The 15,794-nt window shown below is 69.3% G+C and carries 17 protein-coding genes; 10 read left to right on the top strand and 7 right to left on the bottom strand.

Annotated features, from left to right (window positions below; all coding sequences use genetic code 11):
• Nucleotides 1–2: 2 nt before the first annotated feature.
• The 3 genes from AB0C82_RS24140 (at nucleotide 3) to AB0C82_RS24130 (ending at nucleotide 2,050) form a co-directional block, all read left to right on the top strand.
• Nucleotides 3–200 carry a universal stress protein gene (locus AB0C82_RS24140; RefSeq protein ID WP_362845553.1) on the top strand — a complete coding sequence of 66 codons (198 nt, stop codon included), beginning with the start codon at nucleotides 3–5 and terminating at the stop codon, nucleotides 198–200.
• A gap of 283 nt (nucleotides 201–483) precedes the next feature.
• Nucleotides 484–1,164: a CBS domain-containing protein gene (locus tag AB0C82_RS24135; RefSeq protein WP_362845551.1), complete on the top strand. Its 681-nt coding sequence runs from the start codon at nucleotides 484–486 to the stop codon at nucleotides 1,162–1,164.
• 238 nt (nucleotides 1,165–1,402) lie between these two features.
• Entirely contained in the window at nucleotides 1,403–2,050 is a 648-nt protein-coding gene (locus tag AB0C82_RS24130; protein ID WP_362845549.1) for a pyridoxamine 5'-phosphate oxidase family protein, read from the top strand.
• Between the two features lie 185 nt (nucleotides 2,051–2,235).
• On the opposite strand, the gene AB0C82_RS24125 is transcribed toward AB0C82_RS24130, so the two are convergent.
• From AB0C82_RS24125 to AB0C82_RS24110, 4 genes are all read right to left on the bottom strand, one after another.
• Complete coding sequence (locus AB0C82_RS24125) at nucleotides 2,236–3,219, bottom strand: nitroreductase (protein ID WP_362845548.1); 984 nt, start codon at nucleotides 3,217–3,219, stop codon at nucleotides 2,236–2,238.
• A 36-nt stretch (nucleotides 3,220–3,255) separates the two neighbouring features.
• Nucleotides 3,256–4,146 (bottom strand): universal stress protein, encoded by an 891-nt coding sequence (locus AB0C82_RS24120; protein WP_362845546.1) that lies wholly within the window; start codon nucleotides 4,144–4,146, stop codon nucleotides 3,256–3,258.
• Nucleotides 4,147–4,275: 129 nt separating this feature from the next.
• On the bottom strand, nucleotides 4,276–4,935 hold the full coding sequence (locus AB0C82_RS24115) for a DUF4389 domain-containing protein (protein WP_362845544.1): 660 nt from the start codon (nucleotides 4,933–4,935) through the stop codon (nucleotides 4,276–4,278).
• Nucleotides 4,936–4,957: 22 nt separating this feature from the next.
• Nucleotides 4,958–6,262: a nicotinate phosphoribosyltransferase gene (locus AB0C82_RS24110; RefSeq protein ID WP_362845542.1), complete on the bottom strand. Its 1,305-nt coding sequence runs from the start codon at nucleotides 6,260–6,262 to the stop codon at nucleotides 4,958–4,960.
• Nucleotides 6,263–6,558: 296 nt separating this feature from the next.
• Here AB0C82_RS24110 and AB0C82_RS24105 point away from each other — a divergent pair, with 296 nt between their 5' ends.
• The 5 genes from AB0C82_RS24105 to AB0C82_RS24085 all read left to right on the top strand — a co-directional run bounded on the left by AB0C82_RS24105 (nucleotide 6,559) and on the right by AB0C82_RS24085 (nucleotide 11,863).
• Nucleotides 6,559–7,449 carry a universal stress protein gene (locus tag AB0C82_RS24105; protein ID WP_362845540.1) on the top strand — a complete coding sequence of 297 codons (891 nt, stop codon included), beginning with the start codon at nucleotides 6,559–6,561 and terminating at the stop codon, nucleotides 7,447–7,449.
• On the top strand, nucleotides 7,446–8,318 hold the full coding sequence (locus tag AB0C82_RS24100; protein ID WP_362845538.1) for a universal stress protein: 873 nt from the start codon (nucleotides 7,446–7,448) through the stop codon (nucleotides 8,316–8,318). The genes AB0C82_RS24105 and AB0C82_RS24100 overlap by 4 nt, the downstream gene beginning before the upstream one ends.
• Nucleotides 8,319–8,366: 48 nt before the next feature.
• Complete coding sequence (locus AB0C82_RS24095) at nucleotides 8,367–10,985, top strand: cation-transporting P-type ATPase (protein ID WP_362845536.1); 2,619 nt, start codon at nucleotides 8,367–8,369, stop codon at nucleotides 10,983–10,985.
• A gap of 156 nt (nucleotides 10,986–11,141) precedes the next feature.
• Entirely contained in the window at nucleotides 11,142–11,543 is a 402-nt protein-coding gene (locus AB0C82_RS24090; protein WP_362845534.1) for a DUF302 domain-containing protein, read from the top strand.
• The gene (locus AB0C82_RS24085; RefSeq protein ID WP_362845532.1) at nucleotides 11,540–11,863 is read left to right on the top strand and encodes a metal-sensitive transcriptional regulator; all 324 of its coding nucleotides are present in this window, start codon (nucleotides 11,540–11,542) and stop codon (nucleotides 11,861–11,863) included. The genes AB0C82_RS24090 and AB0C82_RS24085 overlap by 4 nt, the downstream gene beginning before the upstream one ends.
• Nucleotides 11,864–11,905: 42 nt before the next feature.
• On the opposite strand, the gene AB0C82_RS24080 is transcribed toward AB0C82_RS24085, so the two are convergent.
• Genes AB0C82_RS24080 through AB0C82_RS24070 form a run of 3 tightly spaced genes read right to left on the bottom strand, consistent with a single transcriptional unit; the run spans nucleotide 11,906 to nucleotide 13,685 of the window.
• Nucleotides 11,906–12,538, bottom strand: coding sequence for a CBS domain-containing protein (locus AB0C82_RS24080; protein WP_362845530.1), 633 nt, complete (start codon nucleotides 12,536–12,538; stop codon nucleotides 11,906–11,908).
• Between the two features lie 40 nt (nucleotides 12,539–12,578).
• The gene (locus AB0C82_RS24075) at nucleotides 12,579–13,166 is read right to left on the bottom strand and encodes a hypothetical protein (RefSeq protein ID WP_362845528.1); all 588 of its coding nucleotides are present in this window, start codon (nucleotides 13,164–13,166) and stop codon (nucleotides 12,579–12,581) included.
• Nucleotides 13,167–13,172: 6 nt separating this feature from the next.
• Nucleotides 13,173–13,685: a flavodoxin domain-containing protein gene (locus AB0C82_RS24070; RefSeq protein ID WP_362845526.1), complete on the bottom strand. Its 513-nt coding sequence runs from the start codon at nucleotides 13,683–13,685 to the stop codon at nucleotides 13,173–13,175.
• A 328-nt stretch (nucleotides 13,686–14,013) separates the two neighbouring features.
• On the opposite strand from AB0C82_RS24070, the gene AB0C82_RS24065 reads away from it, so the two are divergent.
• Complete coding sequence (locus tag AB0C82_RS24065; protein ID WP_362845524.1) at nucleotides 14,014–14,856, top strand: universal stress protein; 843 nt, start codon at nucleotides 14,014–14,016, stop codon at nucleotides 14,854–14,856.
• Nucleotides 14,857–14,986: 130 nt separating this feature from the next.
• Nucleotides 14,987–15,721 carry a response regulator transcription factor gene (locus AB0C82_RS24060; protein ID WP_362845522.1) on the top strand — a complete coding sequence of 245 codons (735 nt, stop codon included), beginning with the start codon at nucleotides 14,987–14,989 and terminating at the stop codon, nucleotides 15,719–15,721.
• Nucleotides 15,722–15,794: the final 73 nt, after the last annotated feature.

Genomic DNA, 15,794 nt, shown 5'->3' with positions numbered 1-15,794 from the left:
CCATGGAGCCACCCCTGGTCGCCGGTGTCGACGGTTCCGAACCCAGTTTGCGCGCGGCGGACTGGGCGGCGGACCAGGCGCAGCGCCATGGCCTGCCGTTGCGCCTGGTACACGCGTCTGTGCGGAAGCGATACGACCGCTGGGAGGGGCGCGTGCTCGCCCGCTACGGCGAGGAGGGGGGTGGCGATCTTGCTGTATGAGGTGCTGACGCCCCACGAGCAGTCATATCCGGAGGTACGCGTCCGGCGCGCCGCGGCCGAGGTACCGGCGCGCAAGGTGCTGCCCGCACGCTCGGCGGCTTCGGACCTGCTCGTGGTCGGCGCTCGTCGGCACAGCGGACAGACGGGTACGCAGCTGGGACGCGTAGGGCACACCGTGCTGCCTGCCCGGTCGCAGTGGTACCGCAAGCCGTCTGACGGGTGGACAAGCTGGTGGTGCGGCCCCGCGTTCACCCCCGGTGCACCCGAGAAGGGACGTCAAGCCATGACTCATCGATCGCCGCACACGGTGGCGGACGTGATGACGACCGTGGTGGTCGCCGTAGGTCTGGACGCACAGTTCAAGGAGATCGTCGCGACCATGGGGCAGTGGCGGGTCACCGCGCTTCCTGTGCTGGAAGGTGAGGGGAGGGTGGTGGGTGTGGTGTCCGAGGCGGATCTGCTGGCCAAGGAGGAGCTCCGGGACACGGAGCCCACCATGATTGACCAGAAGAGGCGCCTCGCCGAATACGCCAAGGCCGGGGCGGTCAGTGCCCGGGACCTCATGACGAGTCCGGCCGTTACCGTTCACCCCGACGCCCTGCTGCCCGAGGCCGCTCGCCTCATGGTGCGGCACCAGGTGAAGCGTCTTCCGGTGGTTGACGGGACGGGAGTCCTCAAGGGCATCGTGAGCCGCGCGGACCTGCTCAAGGTGTTCCTGCGGCCCGACGAGGAACTCGCCTCCGAGGTCCGTCAGGAGGTCGTCGACCGGCTTTTCCCTGTGTCACACGCGGGCATCGACGTGGAGGTGGAGGAAGGGCGCGTCACGCTCAGCGGCCGGGTCCGCGACAGTTCCCTCATCCCGGTCGCGGAGCGGCTTGCCCGCGCCGTGGAGGGCGTGGTGGACGTCCGCTGCGCGCTCACCGGCCCGGGAGCGTCGTCCGTGGCCGACGGCGAGACCGAGTGATCTCACGCCCTCCCCGTCCACTCTCAGGGGTACGCCTTTCACGGGCGAGGTCCGCCACCTGACGCGTCCTCGCTCCACGGCCCCGCGCGTGTCGCCGGGAGCCTCATGTCGGGGTATGAAAAGGGATAGGGAATCGGCCGCTGTAACGACTGACCGCCGGGCACGAGTGGAACGCGGAACGAGGAGGGACGTCACGATGTCCGAACAACCGCCAGCGGGTCCTGCAGGCCCGGAGCACGTGCCCGGGGACTTGGGCCGGAGGGTGGCGGCGCGCCGGAGACAGCTCGGACTCTCCAGGGATGAAGTCGCACACCGGGCCGGAACGGCGCCCGGATACATCTCGTACGTCGAGGAACAGTCGGCCACGCCGGGTATCGGCTTCCTGCTACGGCTGGCCCACGCATTGGGGACCTCCCTCGAGGAACTGTCCGGGACGACGGTGGACCTGCCGCCCGGTACGGGCCGGGCCGCCTACCACCCGGAGCTGCTGGAACTCGACAGTGAGGAGTGCTGGGCTCTGCTGTCCACGCACGGCGTAGGACGGGTGGCAATGGCCACCGATGAGGGCCCGGCGATCGTGCCGGTCAACTACGTGGTGAACGACGGGAACGTGGCTTTCAGAACGGCGGACGACGCGCTTCCGGCCCGGGCCCGGGACCACGAGGTGGCCTTCGAGGTGGACCGCATCGACGAAGCGTTCAGCCGGGGATGGAGCGTTCTGGTCGTCGGCAGTGCGAGGGAGGTGACAGACCCCGCGATCCGGCGCGAGCTCACGCAACGTGCACACACCGAGCCATGGGCGGGCGGAGAGCGACACCTCTGGATTTCCGTGCGGGCGAGCCGCGTCACCGGCCGGCGGATCTTCGTACGTGACGCGCCGGCTTGAGTGCTGCGGGAGCGGGCCTTCTCGCTGAGGCCCGCCTCACCGGAAGGCCGCCTGGATTCTGCGGCGGCGTCGACGGCAGGAGGATCTCGTCGCCGGACTGCACGCGCGGAGCTGCCTCACGGACCATCGGGTGCCCTCTCGGACGCGGTGGCCACCACAATTCCCGCGGGCCCGGCGGATGCCGGTCAGATGATGTCGAGAACATCGCTCACCGCTCTGCGCGGGGTCGCCGGAACAACGGGGCCGTACCCGAGGCGCAGGAGCATCTGGGCGTATCCCATGGCAGAGCGCGGGTCGCGCACCGCCCAGCGCAGCTCCGGCCATTCGAGCGCGTGGGAGCTGAGGGACGTCGCCAGTCCGTCGAGGGTGGCCTGGAGCAGGACACGCTCCAGGGCCTGGCCGGCATGCAGCCAGTCGACTCGGCCGTCGCGTTGGGTGCCCAGCACGGCCAGGCAGGGCGATTTCTCGAAGACGGCCGTCTCTCGTCCCTCCACCTGCCGCTCGCCCGCGAAGTCACGCGCCAGGCCCTGGTCCCCGTAACGGCGGGGACCGAAGGCGTACTCCGGAATACCCTCCGCTGTCGTGCGGCCGGAGCCTGCCCGGGTCCAGCGGGCGATGTCCTCGCGCACGTCCTGAGCCGTGGCTTCCTCGTGCTCGGCATCCCGTACCAGGTCGAGGACGGTTTCCACCTGCCAGGGACTCAGGAAGGCCAGGCGGGCGCCCTCGGCCACGGCGGCGCCCTTGAGTCCGTCGCGCACTTCGGGTGGGACGGCCACGTCGGTGAACGGATTCCTGTTCGTGTGCCGCCTTCGTATCGCCGCGTACAGACCTTCCAGATCCTCGTCGGCCGTGGGCGGCCGTACGAAAGCGACCTCCGCGAGCAGTTCGGGATCGGCGGCGTCGGGCAGCAGGGAGAACCGTGCCTGCCACCCGGCGTGTACCGCGCCGACGCGAAGATTGAACAGGGCGGCGCCGCAGCCGAGATGCAGACCCCAGTCGCGCGGATCGGCCGCGGGCAGAACGCGGGCCGGATCCATGAGCAGGCGCAGGATGCCTGTGCTCGGCATGTACTGGAACCGCCAAGGCTGGATGTTGTGCATGGACGGGGCGGCGACGGCATCCGCGACGAACGCCGAGACCACGGCCGGATCCACTGTCTGAGCGGTCACGAGAACCTCCGTGCGCTTACGAGGTGTCCGGGACGGTCACCCGTGGGAAACAACGGCGACGGGAGCGGCGGAGTGATGGATCACCGCATGTGCGACATGGCCGATGTGCAGACCGACCGGAGCCCGCCCGACATGACGCCCGACGACCACGAGGCCCGCGTCGGCGGATGCGTACACGAGTTGTGGGCCTGGCGCACCGACCACCGCCTTTTCGGACACCCGCGTCGACGGGTACTTCTCACGCCAGGGCGACAGCGTGTCCTTGAGGCTCCGGGCGACGTGGTTGCCCAGTTCCAGGCCGATGTCCGGGTCGATGATCTCCGCGCGCCCGTAGGAGGCCGGCAGCGACCAGGCATGCAGCACGCGGAGTGTGCAGCCACGGCAGGCGGCTTCGTCGAAGGCGAAACGGAGGAGGTCGTCGCTGGGCCGGGAGAGGTCGAGCCCCAGCAGCAGGTCGCCGTTGCGTCCTGCCGTCGTAGCATCCGGTGCCCGCGCGCGCCCCGCAGCCGCTCGCACGAGGACGACCGGCCGCCGCGCCGAGCCCAGGACTGTCATCCCGACGGATCCGAGGAGAAAGCCCCTGACCCCGCCGAGTCCTCGGGAACCGAGAACCAGCAACTCGGCAGTCGCCGTTGCGCCGGCTTCGGCGGCGAGCACCTCGGCCGCCCGGCCGGGAAGACTGTCGGTGCTCACCGGTACACCGGGGTGATCCTGCCCGGTCTTGTCCGCTGCGCTCCGGAGCAGGGAGTCAGCCCGCTGGACGTCCGTTTCGGAGTACGTCAGGGGTATCTCGGGCGTGACCGGCCATTCGCGCACGTAGACGATCCGCAGAGGGAGCCCACGCAATTCCGCCTCACGTGCGGCCCACTCGGTCGCGGCAAGGCTTTCGGGGGAGCCGTCCAGGCCCACAGTGACGAATCCGCTCATGTGGATCACTCCTCGGACGGGGCCGTCGGGGAAGGGGTTGTCCTCAGAGTCCTCGCACGTCGGCACGCGGCGGGAGGGGCCGAGGGGCCCGGATCGGGCCCGAACGGCCCCTGCGAGGTGAGGCCGACGTCATGGCTGGTGCCCGCCGTCCGGCTCGGCCGCGCCCATGTCCAGCCGGAACGGTGGATAGTCGTCCGTCATCAGACTCGCGTACGCGCAGACCCGGAGCACCCATCGGTTGAGCCCCATGACCAGGTCGTAGAGATCGCGGGGGTACGTGCCGGTGAAGGTGAGGGCGACGGCGGCGATGACGACGAGCACGAAGATCAGCCCTCCCGACCACCAGACGCTCTGGAAGCTCCCCATGAAAAAGCCGGTCACGACGTAGTGGGGGAGGGCGAGAAGCCACCACTTGACCAGGACAAGTCCTCGCGACAGGCGCTGAGGAAAGACGATGTCCAGCCGGGCTGGGTAATCGGGTACCTCGCCCAGGCTGAAGGGCGGGTACCGGTCCGTTCCGAGGGCGCCGTAGGCGTAGTACGAGACCCGCCACGTCCAGCGCAGAACCCCGAGATTGAAGTCGAACAACGCCCGTGGATACCGCTCGGTGAACAGAATCGCGAAGAACGCCACCACGCCCACCAGGAAGAACGCTGTCCAAAGGAAGAACAGCACCACACAGTGCGGGATCACGAGAAGCCACTTCACGAGCCACAGCCACTGTGACAGCGGCGCCTCCGGGGTCGCCTCGACCCGTACAGGACGATAGACGGCGTGAGGTGTCGTCATGGGAGTCAACTCCTTCGCACGGTCAGGTGGGATCGGCCTGACGTTTCCACGTTCCTCCGTGGCCCGGCCCGCCCAGGAGCCGCGCTTCGAGATCTCGGCGAACGGTTCCGGTCAGTGCTGCGAGGCGGCGCGAGACGGTCGGTTCGAGTGGCTCGGGATCGCGGATGCGACGAGCGGATGCGGGCAGCGCGGCGACGTCGTCGACGAACCGCTCGTGCGCTGCGGCGAGATCGTCCCGGGGGCCGAGCCGGGATCCTTCGCGCATCACTGTGCGAAGGAGAGGATCGGCCCCGGTGGGCGGAGCCTCGTCCCACAGCGCGATCACGTCGGTGGTCAGGGGGGCTCGGAAGACCTGCTTGCGCCCGGGAGCGGTCACTTTTCCCGAGGAGAGCTTCATGGTGGGACGGCCGTCGTATTCGACGAGTTTGTAGGCCGAATCCACGTAGGGTGCGTCGGCCGACGTACCCACGCGTGTACCGACCGCGTACACGTCGATAGGCGCCTTGCCCTTCACGAGAGCGTCGATGGCGTGCTCGTCCAGGCCGCCGCTGGCGATGATCCTGACGTCCGGCAGTCCGGCCTCGTCAAGGATCGCGCGCGCCCGTCCGGCGAGCTCTCCCAGGTCCCCGCTGTCGAGCCGGACCGCGCAGCCCGGCCTGCCCAGCTCCCGCAGCACCCGGGCAGCGGTCGTCACGCCCGAGACCGTGTCGTAGGTGTCGACCAGGAAGGCGACCGGGCCGTGGTGCGTGCGTGCGAAGGCCCTGAACGCGTCCTCCTCGCCCGGAAACACCTCGATGTACGAATGGGCCATGGTCCCCGAAGCGGTGAGATTCAGGCGTGTCGCGGCGGCGACATTGCTGGTGCCGGCGAACCCCACCAGGCTGCCCACGCGCGCCGCCTGGAACCCTGCCTGCGGCCCATGAGTGCGCCGCAGGGAGAAATCCACGACGGGGTGTCCGGCTGAGGCGAGCACGCACCGTGCCGCCTTCGAGGCGAGCGCCGTCTGGTGGCTGACCTGGTTGAGGAGGTAGGTCTCCACCATCTGGGCCTGCGGCAGTGGCGCGGTCACTTCCAGCAGCGGTTCCCCGGCGAACACGACGCGGCCCTCCGGGACGGCCCGGACCTCGCCGTCGAAAGCCAGGCCGAGAAGGGGCCTCAGCTCCGCAGGTGGTCTGCCCAGAGCGTCCGCGAAGTCCTGGACGTCGTCCGAAGTGACGCGGAAGCCGGCCAGGTGATCGAGAGCCGACTCCAGTCCCGCGCTCACCAGGAAACCCCGCCGGCTCGGCAGACCCCGGACGAAGAGACTGAAAGTCGCGGACCTGTCCATCCCTTCTTCGAGTAGGACAGGGCCATCGTCACTTCGTAGAGATCGGTCGTGGTGATGTCGGACATGGGGCTCGCCGCTCTCGTCACCGGGTTCCGAAGGGGCCGCGTGCGGTGTTTCCAGGATGGGACTCGGCGCCCGAGGTCTGATAGGGCCGACCGGCCCCGCGCGAGCCACAGGGACACGGGTCTCCGCCAGGGACCTTCGGCCCTTTGGCGGACCCTCGCGGCCCTCGTCCGCCAGGTTCCGCGCTGACAGTTTTGAATCAGGAAGCCGAGTTTCCTGCCCGAGGAGGAATCATGCGCAACGGCGAAACCGGCACTGCGGAAGCCGGCACGGTCGTGGTGGGGGTGGACGGTTCTTCCGAATCCAGGTCGGCAGCGTTGTGGGCGGCGGCCGAGGCGAACCGGCGCGACAGCGAGCTGTGCCTCGTCTACGGCGCCGACCTGGACCGACTGTCCATCGCCCTGTCCGTCGAGACTGTGGAGCGCTATCGAGAAGCCGGTCGTGCTCTGCTGGCCGACGCCGCCGAAGTGGTGCAGGAGCGCTTTCCAGAGCTGGGAGTCACCCGGAAACTCAGCCGACGGGAGCCCGTGGACGCCCTGCTCGGATACGCCGACCCGGGCGGGTGCGTCGTGGTGGGAAACCGCGGCCGCGGCGGCTTCTCGGCACTCCTGCTCGGTTCCGTCGGGCTGGGTGTGGCGACGCGCAGCGAGGTTCCTGTCATCGTGGTCCGGGGCGACCTCGACCGGCCGGAGAGCGGGACGGTCACCGCGGCGGTGCGCGCGGAGACCGATCTGCGCTGGCTCCGCCACGCCGCGCAGGAGACACTTCTGCGCAAGGCGGAACTGCGCCTCGTGAGCGTGTGGAAGGTACTGGACTCCGTCGGCAGTGTCGTGACCATGCTCGACGACGTGGACGAACTCGCCCAGCGGCGCGTAGAGCTCGTCGTGGGCCTCGGGGAAGCGCTCCGCGACGAGTTTCCCAGCCTCACCGTCCATACGGACGTCCGGTCCGGAAGGTCCTCCTCAGGTGTCCTGGTCGAGGCCAGTCGGGGAACAGACCTGCTGGTGGTAGGAGGCCGACGCCGGACCAGGGGTCCGGGATCCGGAGTCGGCCGAGTGGCACACGCGCTCATTCACCATGCCCACTGTCCTGTGGAGGTCGTACCGGTCGAGGAAGTGCCATGACGATTCCCGCCGTACGCAACGGCATACTCGTCGGCGTCGACCCCCGGGAGCAATCGGTCCCGGCGCTCAGCTGGGCGGTCGAGGAGGCTGCCCGCAGGAGGATCCCCCTGCGCCTCGTCGTAGCGATACCGCCCACGCGCGACACCCATCACGTCGACACGCTCCCGCACTACAGAGCTCTGAAGGCACAGGGCGAAGGAGCTCTCGCCGCGGCGGCCGGAGTGGTGACGGGTATGCGCCCGGAGGTCCCTGTGGGAACGGAACTGCTCGACGGCGTGCCCGCCGCGGTCCTCTGCCGGGCGGCGGCCCAGGCGCGGATGGTGGTCGTCGGATCCCGGCGTCTGAGCCGCCCCGAGGAAATCATCAGCGCGAGCTCCGTGGCCGTACCTGTGAGCGCCCGGGCGGACTGTCCGGTCGTCGTGGTCGCACGGCCCGAACCCACGGGCCGGAGCGGCAGCCCTCACCTCGTCGTGGGTGTCGACGGCAGCGACACGTCACGTGCAGCCGTTGCCTTCGCAGCGGAGGAAGCGAGTGTGCGAGGAGCCTCTGTCCATGCCGTGGCGGTGTGGCACCGGCCGATCGTCCACCTCGGTGACGAGGCCGCCGCCGTCGAGGAACTGCGCCGGGTGCTGTCCGAAACCGTTGCGGGGTGGGGAGAGACGTATCCGGATGTGGAGGTCACTCAGGAAGTGCTGCGGGGACACCCGGTGGAGAAGCTTGCCACGGCTTCGGCGGAGGCACAGGCGGTTGTCGTGGGGCGGCGCGGACATGGCGGTTACAGCGGCATGCGACTCGGTTCCGTGGTGCACGGCCTCCTGCACAGGGCGCAATGCCCTGTGATCACCGTGCCCACGCACCGGCACGGTTGAGCGCCGACCGGTACGAGCCCGCGCGCCCCGCTGTCGAACGGAGATACCGTGTCAGGTCATGAGCAAGGTCCGACGCCGACGGAAGTGGCCGTCCGCGACGACGGCCTGACGGAGGAAGAGGCCACCAGTCGCCTCGCGCGTTACGGACCGAACACGGTGGCGGCGGAGCACGCGGTGCGGCTTCGTACCCGCGTCGCGGCTCAGCTCCGCGACCCTTTGATCATGGTTCTGCTCGGAGCGATCGCCCTGACGCTGGCCATCGGCGACCATGCCGATTCCGTTGTCATCGCCCTCGTGATCGTCGTGAACACCACCGTCGGCGTCGTGCAGGAGATCAGAGCCGATCACGCGGTTTCCGCTCTGTCCGCCCTGTCGGCTCCCGGCGCGCGAGTGCGACGCGGCGGCCTCGAACGAGAAGTGCCGTCCGCCGATGTCGTTCCGGGAGATCTCGTTCTGCTGGGTGAGGGAGACATCGTCCCGGCGGACGCCCAGCTCCGCCACGCCTCCGCCTTGCTGCTCGACGAGTCCATGATGACCGGTGAGGCCGTCCCCGTGGACAAGGCGCTTCTTCCCGGCTCCCCGGAGGCGGCCAGGCTCCAGGCCGGCACCATCGTGCTCCGTGGAAGGGGGGTCGCCCACGTGACGGCCACGGGGAAGGCGAGTGCCCTGGGCCGGATCGCGCAGCTGCTGGACACCCGTCCCCAGACCACGCCCCTGCAGCACCGTCTGGCGGCGCTGGGGAGAGTTCTGGCTCTCGTCACGCTGGGACTGTGCCTCCTGGTCTTCGGGCTCGGCCTGGCCCGCGGAACGGATGTCGGGACGATGGCAGTGACCGCCATCAGCCTTGCGGTGGCAGCTGTTCCCGAGTCACTCCCAGCCGTGGTGACCCTGGCTCTGGCTCTCGGCGCGCGGCGCATGGCCGCGCGCCACGCTCTGATCCGCCGCCTGTCGGCCGTGGAGACCCTGGGCTCGGTGTCCGTGGTGGCGACGGACAAGACCGGCACGCTGACAGAAGGGCGCATGGTCGTCGAGCGGCTGTGGACCCCACAGGCTGAGGCCGGGTTCACCGGTTCCGGGTACGACCCGGCCGGCGACGTCCTGGTGTCCGGAAGCGGGGGCCCCGACTCCGTAAGGGAAGTGCTCCGAGCTGCCGCACTGTGCAACGACGCTCGCCTGCGTCCGCCGTCGGAGGCCGACGACGGCCGTTGGACCGCTCTGGGCGACCCTACCGAGGCCGCGCTGCTCGCAGCGGCCGCCAAGGCCGGCTGCGACGACCAGCAGGAACTGAACGCGCGGTACCCGAGAAGGGGCGAGGAGCCCTTCGACAGTCTCCGCAAGAGGATGACGACGTTGCACGGCACACCCGAGGGCCCCTTCCTGATCTGCCTGAAGGGTGCGCCCGAAGTCGTGCTCGACGAAGCCGTGATCGACGCACCCGCAGCGCTCATCCGGCATGCCCGGGAGCACGCGGCCGCGCTGGCAGCCGAAGGATACCGGGTCCTCGCCATCGCCTCGGCCCTCCGGGACGAGGCACCCACGCCGCTGCGGGACGGTGAGACCGGACTGCGACTGCTGGGACTCGCCGGCCTGAGCGACCCGCCCAAGAAGGCTGCTGAGGCGACGCTGGCCGACTGCAGGGCCGCGGGCATCACGCCTGTACTGATCACTGGCGATCATCCGGCGACCGCGCAGGCGATCGCATCGCGCGTCGGTGTGCTCGACCACGGGGCGTCGCCCGCAGATGTGGTCACCGGGCGAGCGCTGGCAGCAGGTGAGGTGCCGGACCCGACGCGGGTCAGAGTGTTCGCACGCACCGATCCCGAGCAGAAACTCGACATCGTCGAGGCATGGCGTGCTCGTGGACATGTCACCGCCATGACCGGGGACGGCGTGAACGACGGTCCGGCGCTCCGCCGCGCCGACATCGGCGTAGCGATGGGCCGCCGCGGCACGGAAGTGGCCCGCCAAGCCGCCGACCTGGTGCTGACCGACGACGAACTCTCGACAGTGGTGGCCGCGGTGGAGGAAGGGCGCCGCGTGTACGACAACATCCGCCGGTTTCTCCTCTACGGGATGGCCGGCGGCATGGCCGAGATCCTGGTGATGCTGGTCGGCCCTCTCCTCGGACTTCCGCTTCCGCTGCGTGCCGGTCAGATTCTGTGGATCAACCTTCTCACTCACGGCCTCACCGGAGTGGCACTGGGCGCCGAGCCGGTTTCCCCCGGGTCGATGCGGAGGCCGCCGCGGCCACCGGAGCAGCATGTGCTGGGCGATGGCCTGTGGCAGCGCATGTTCTTCCTGGGGGCGGTCGTGACCGTGACCTCGCTGACAGCGGGACTCTGGGCCCACGCCCTCGACCGGCCCTGGCAGAGCGTGCTGTTCCTGTCTCTCCTGATGGCGCAGCTCGGCGTCGTGCTCGGCTTGCGGGACCGGCTGCTGACCAGGGAGAACATGTTCTTGCCTGCCGCTGTGGTGGTGTCGGCCGGGCTGGCGGTCGCGGCCCTCTACGTACCTTTCCTGCGCGCGGTACTGGACACCGTGGCACTCGGCTGGTCGGAGCTCGCTCTGGCAGCCGCCGTTGCTGTGCCGGCCTTCGTGGCGGCGCGGCTCAGTGGGCACTTCTGGATGCGGCGGCCCGGCAGCACCGCCGTGCGAGGGGAATCATAGGAACGGCTGTGGCGCGGTCCGGCGTGGGTATCGCGCGGACCGGTCCCTGCTTACTTCCTCAGATCAGCACCACCTGCGCATCAAATCCGGGTAAGTGATACCCCTAGGGGTATCATGAGGTGAATTGCCGTTCTTGTCGCATCAGAAGGGGAAACCATGGGATACGCCCGGACCGTGCGCGTCCATGCCGGCTTTGCCAGGACTGTGGATGCCGCCCGCCAAGCCCTTGCCTCGCAAGGATTCGGAGTGCTCACCGAGATCGATGTCGCAGCAACGCTCAAGAGCAAGATCGGCCGGGACATGGAGGACTACGTGATCCTGGGCGCCTGCAACCCCCAGTTGGCCGAGAGGGCACTTGACATCGACCGGGACATCGGGCTCCTGCTGCCCTGCAACGTGGTGGTTCGCACCGAGGGCTCCACGACGGTGGTGCAGGCACTCGACCCCGCCACCATGGTCACTTCGACCGGCCTTGACGCCATGAGCGCGGTCGCGGACGAGGCCACCCGCAGACTGGACATCGCGCTTGCCCAACTTGCCGAGGAGCTCAACCGATGAACCAGACCTTGCCGGACACGGCCCCGGAGACCTCTGCGACCCAGGAGGCTGCGCGGGCCGAGGAAGAAGCCTCGGCCCGCGCGGTACTCAACCGGCTGCGCCGCGCACAAGGGCAGCTGGCCGGAGTGATCACGATGGTCGAGGAAGGCCGCGACTGCCGAGACGTGGTGACCCAGCTCGCCGCCGTCAGCCGTGCGCTGGACCGTGCCGGATTCAAGATCATCGCCTCCCGCATGCGGGAATGCCTGACCGTCCCCGAGAGCGGTGCCCCCACCATGAACGAGGCGGAACTGGAGAAGCTGTTCCTCACCCTGGCCTGATCACCGCCGCCGGCGCCGGTGCCCGGGCGGAGGCCGCGATGTTCAGACGCGTGTGAGGTCCAGCCGGATGTCCACGACCCCCTCCACCGCACGGACGGCCCTGGCCAGCAGTGGCACCAGTGCCCGGTCGTCCAGGTGCCCGCCCAGAACGACCACCCCGTCCCTGACCGAGACCTCGACCCCCGTCGTGTTAGGTACGTTCGGCAGCACACCGCTGCGGATTTCCGCTGCGATCTCTTCGTCCGAGCGCAGGAACACCTTCAGCAGATCGCCACGGCTGACAACTCCCTCGAGCATGCCCACGCGGTCCACCACGGGCAGCCGCTTGACGTGCCGACGCGCCATGATCCTCGCCGCTTCGGCCAGGGTGGCGTCAGGGTGCACGGTGACCGCGGGGCTCGACATGAGCTCCTCCGCACAGACCGCACCGGCCCTCGCCACGTCGCTCGGCAGCCGGTCGGAGGCCGTCGGCACGTCGACCCGGTATTCCTCCTTGGGCAGCAGGTCGGCCTCCGAGACCACGCCGATCACCCGGCCCTCACCCTCGAGTACAGGCAGGGCACTGATCTTCCACTGCTCCATCAGCTGGACGATCTCCTTGTACGACGCGCGGCGTCCTACTGCGACCGCGGTGTGGGTCATGACATCACTCACGGTGTGGGGCGAGGCGGTCATCGGCGGACTCCTTCGTCGAGGGCGGACATGCCTTTTCGTGTCATGCGTCGTGACGCCTCCAGCTGGGGCCCACCCGTTGCCACTCGCGCTCCCATTCCGTGATTCGGTAGCGACCGGCCACGCGGCGCACGACGAGTCCGGTGGCAGCGGCCGCTCCCGCTCCCGCGGCCGCGGTGAAGGCCCCGACGGTGAACGCTCCCGCCACGACGTGTTCATGACTGAGCGGAGGAGCAGTGACATGGCCTCGGCGGTCCAGCCACACAGTGGTGCGATCCCCTCGTTCCAGGCCCGCCGGAACGAGCGCGGTGCCGCGGTCAGGGTCTCCCTCCAGCGCGGTCCAGCGGACAAGGGCCCGTACGGTCTCGCCGTGGCCTGTTTCTCCCAGAGAGAAGTCGGCCGGGAGAACTCGGCGGACGACCACGGCGGGGACCTGCCTCCGAGAAGCTTCCTGGTCGGCGGCGACAGCCAGGTCGTGTGCGTACACAGCCCGTGCCGCGGCCGCGCCGGCCGCCGGGGCGCCCAGGACCAGGAGCGCGGAGAGGACCAGGAACGCCCACGCTTCCAGGAGGTCGACGCGTCGTCGCAACGGATGGTCACGCCACTGCCGTCTCCATACGGGCGCAAGCATGGTGGCTCACGGCGTCCGCGTCGCGCCGGCCAGGTCGTCGGCGATTCCCTCGGCCCACTCGGCGATTCTGTCCATGTCGCGGAAGTCACCGCCTCGGCCCTGTTCCAGGATCATCCGTGCGACACGGCCCTGCGCTCCGGCTTCGAGCTTTCCGCCGAAGGTGACGTGCTCGCGCGCCTGGGTTCTGCGCTCCGCACGTCGGGCGCCGGGAACCGGCGGGAGGTCGCGCTCGGACGCCGACGGGTCCAGTGGACCGCTGCTGAAGAGCCAGACCGGCCGTTCGGTGAGGCCGCGTCGGTGCTTTCTGGTGAAACGCCGCGCGTCCCGGTGCCAGCGCCCCGCGTACAGGGCGCCACCGAGCACGACTGCGTCGTAGGGGGCGATGTCCTCGATCTCCGCAGCGGGCCGGACGTCGGTCATCAGACCTGCGTCGGCGTCGTGCAGGACTGTCCCGATGGCCTGGGCTATTTCTGCGGTGGAACCATTCTTGGTCCCGTAGGCGATCAATACTTTCAGCACTTTTCGGGACACCGTTTCCACCACCTTCTGCGACTACCGCCACCGGTCGGCGCCCTCGGCTCACCGGTGCGGGCCCGTTCCTACCAGGCTGCGCCCTGCGTGCGGGCGACTCCAGGGCCTGTGAGCCCACCAGCCTGGGCCAACTGGCCCACTTCCCCTGGCCTCGCGCTCCGGCAGGCGACTCGACGGCTGTGGCGCCGAACGTCCCTCGGCGTGACCCGACCGACCCTCTCGTCGAGCGTGTCCGAGTGAGAAGGTGAGAGTGGGAGTGCACACGGTCCGGCGATGCAGGGCGGTGGTGAACGTGTGGTTGCCCTTGGTTGTGGGAGTGGACGGATCCCCCTCCAGCCTGTCGGCGCTCGACTGGGCCGTGGACGAAGCGTCTCGCCTGGCGATCCCACTTCATCTGATCCACGCCTCGATGGGTCGCGATGATGACGTGATTCCGGGGACTCCGGAAGCGGCTCGCGGGAAGGCCGACGCGCTCCTGGGCTCAGCGGTGAAGCGCGCTCACCTTCGCAACCCCGAGGTGAAAGCGACCGTGGAGGTTGTGGACGCCGGTCCGGTCCGAGCTCTCCTCCAGGGAGGGCACAATGCCTCGGCGCTTGTTGTGGGTGCGCGCGGCCACGGTGCTCTGGAAGGGCTCCTGCTCGGATCTGTCAGCCTCGCGGTTGCCGGCCGCGCGTTGTGCCCGGTGGTCGTGGTACGCGGCGGGACTCCGGCGGCGGCAGTTCGTCCGGGCCGGATACTCCTCGGCGTCGAGAACGCCGCGGCGAGTTCGGCAGCCGTCGAGTTCGCCTTCCAGATGGCTGAGGCGCGAAGCGTAGGACTGGACGCGGTGACCGCGTGGCGCCGCCCGGTACACACGTCAGCCGCCGGACCCCTGGAGGCCACTCAGCTTGCGCGGCATGCGGAAGCCCTGCTTGACGAGGCGCTGCGCCCTTTGGTGAGCAAGCACCCCACGGTCGACGTACGACGCACGGTTGTCGGCGGCAGCGCGCGCGACATCCTCGTCAAGGGTTCGGCGACGACGGACCTGTTGGTCGTGGGCGCCCGCCGCCGCCGGGGGCGGGTGGGGACACTTCTCGGCAAGGTCAATCACGGCGTACTCCACTACGCCGAATGCACGGTGGCCCTGGTGCCGCAATGGGAGACCCCGGACAGTTCGTAGACCACGGGAGGAGCGATCGTTCGCTCACGGCCCGGGCGGTCGAGGCCGCCCGCCACTGGCCGTTCAACGTATGCCGGGGCACGATACATACAGGGATTGCTGAGTTCCTCCGGGGACTACGGAGACTGTGATGATCGGCAGCAGCGACGGCTCCCACGAGAAGCCGCAGGTCAGAGTCTTTCTGCTCGACGACCACGAGGTGGTGAGGCGTGGGGTGCACGACCTGCTGGACGCGGAACCGGACCTGACGGTGGTGGGCGAGGCAGGCACCGCCGAGCAGGCGCTGGCGAGGGTGCCCGCACTGCGCCCACATGTCGCGGTTCTGGACGTGCGGCTTCCGGACGGCGACGGCGTGAGTGTGTGCCGGGAACTCCGGTCGGGCATGCCCGATCTCGCCTGCCTCATGCTGACCTCTTTCGACGACGAGGAAGCTCTGGTGGACGCGATCATCGCCGGTGCGTCCGGCTACGTCCTCAAGCAGATCTGCGGTAACGACCTGGTGAAAGCCGTGCGCACGGTGGCATCGGGCCAGTCCCTGCTGGACCCCGGTGCCACCGCTCGTGTGATGGCCCGCCTCCGCCAGGACAGCGCTCCTCACGACGACCCGCTGAAGGGACTGCCGGGATTGACCGACCGGGAGCGGGACATCCTTGTCCTGGTGGGGGAGGGCCTGACCAACCGGGAGATCGGGAAGCGGCTTTTCCTCTCGGAGAAGACCGTCAAGAACAACATCTCTCGGCTGCTGGCCAAGCTCGGTGTGGAGCGCCGGGTGCAGGCCGCAGTCATCGTCACCCAGGCGATGCCGAAGCATGAACGCGAAAAGACACCCCATGCCTCCCGGCACGACAGCCGTCGGCGGGACTGACTGACTTCTTCATGTCCTGCCGCACCATCCGTGCCTGGGACGTCGTGGCGATCCCCGTTCGGGCGGTCGGTTC

Origin of the sequence: Streptomyces sp. NPDC048560 (assembly GCF_040650955.1) — a bacterium.
In the GTDB taxonomy this organism is placed as follows: Bacteria; Actinomycetota; Actinomycetes; order Streptomycetales; family Streptomycetaceae; genus Streptomyces.
This window is presented reverse-complemented; position numbering and strand designations above follow the sequence as displayed.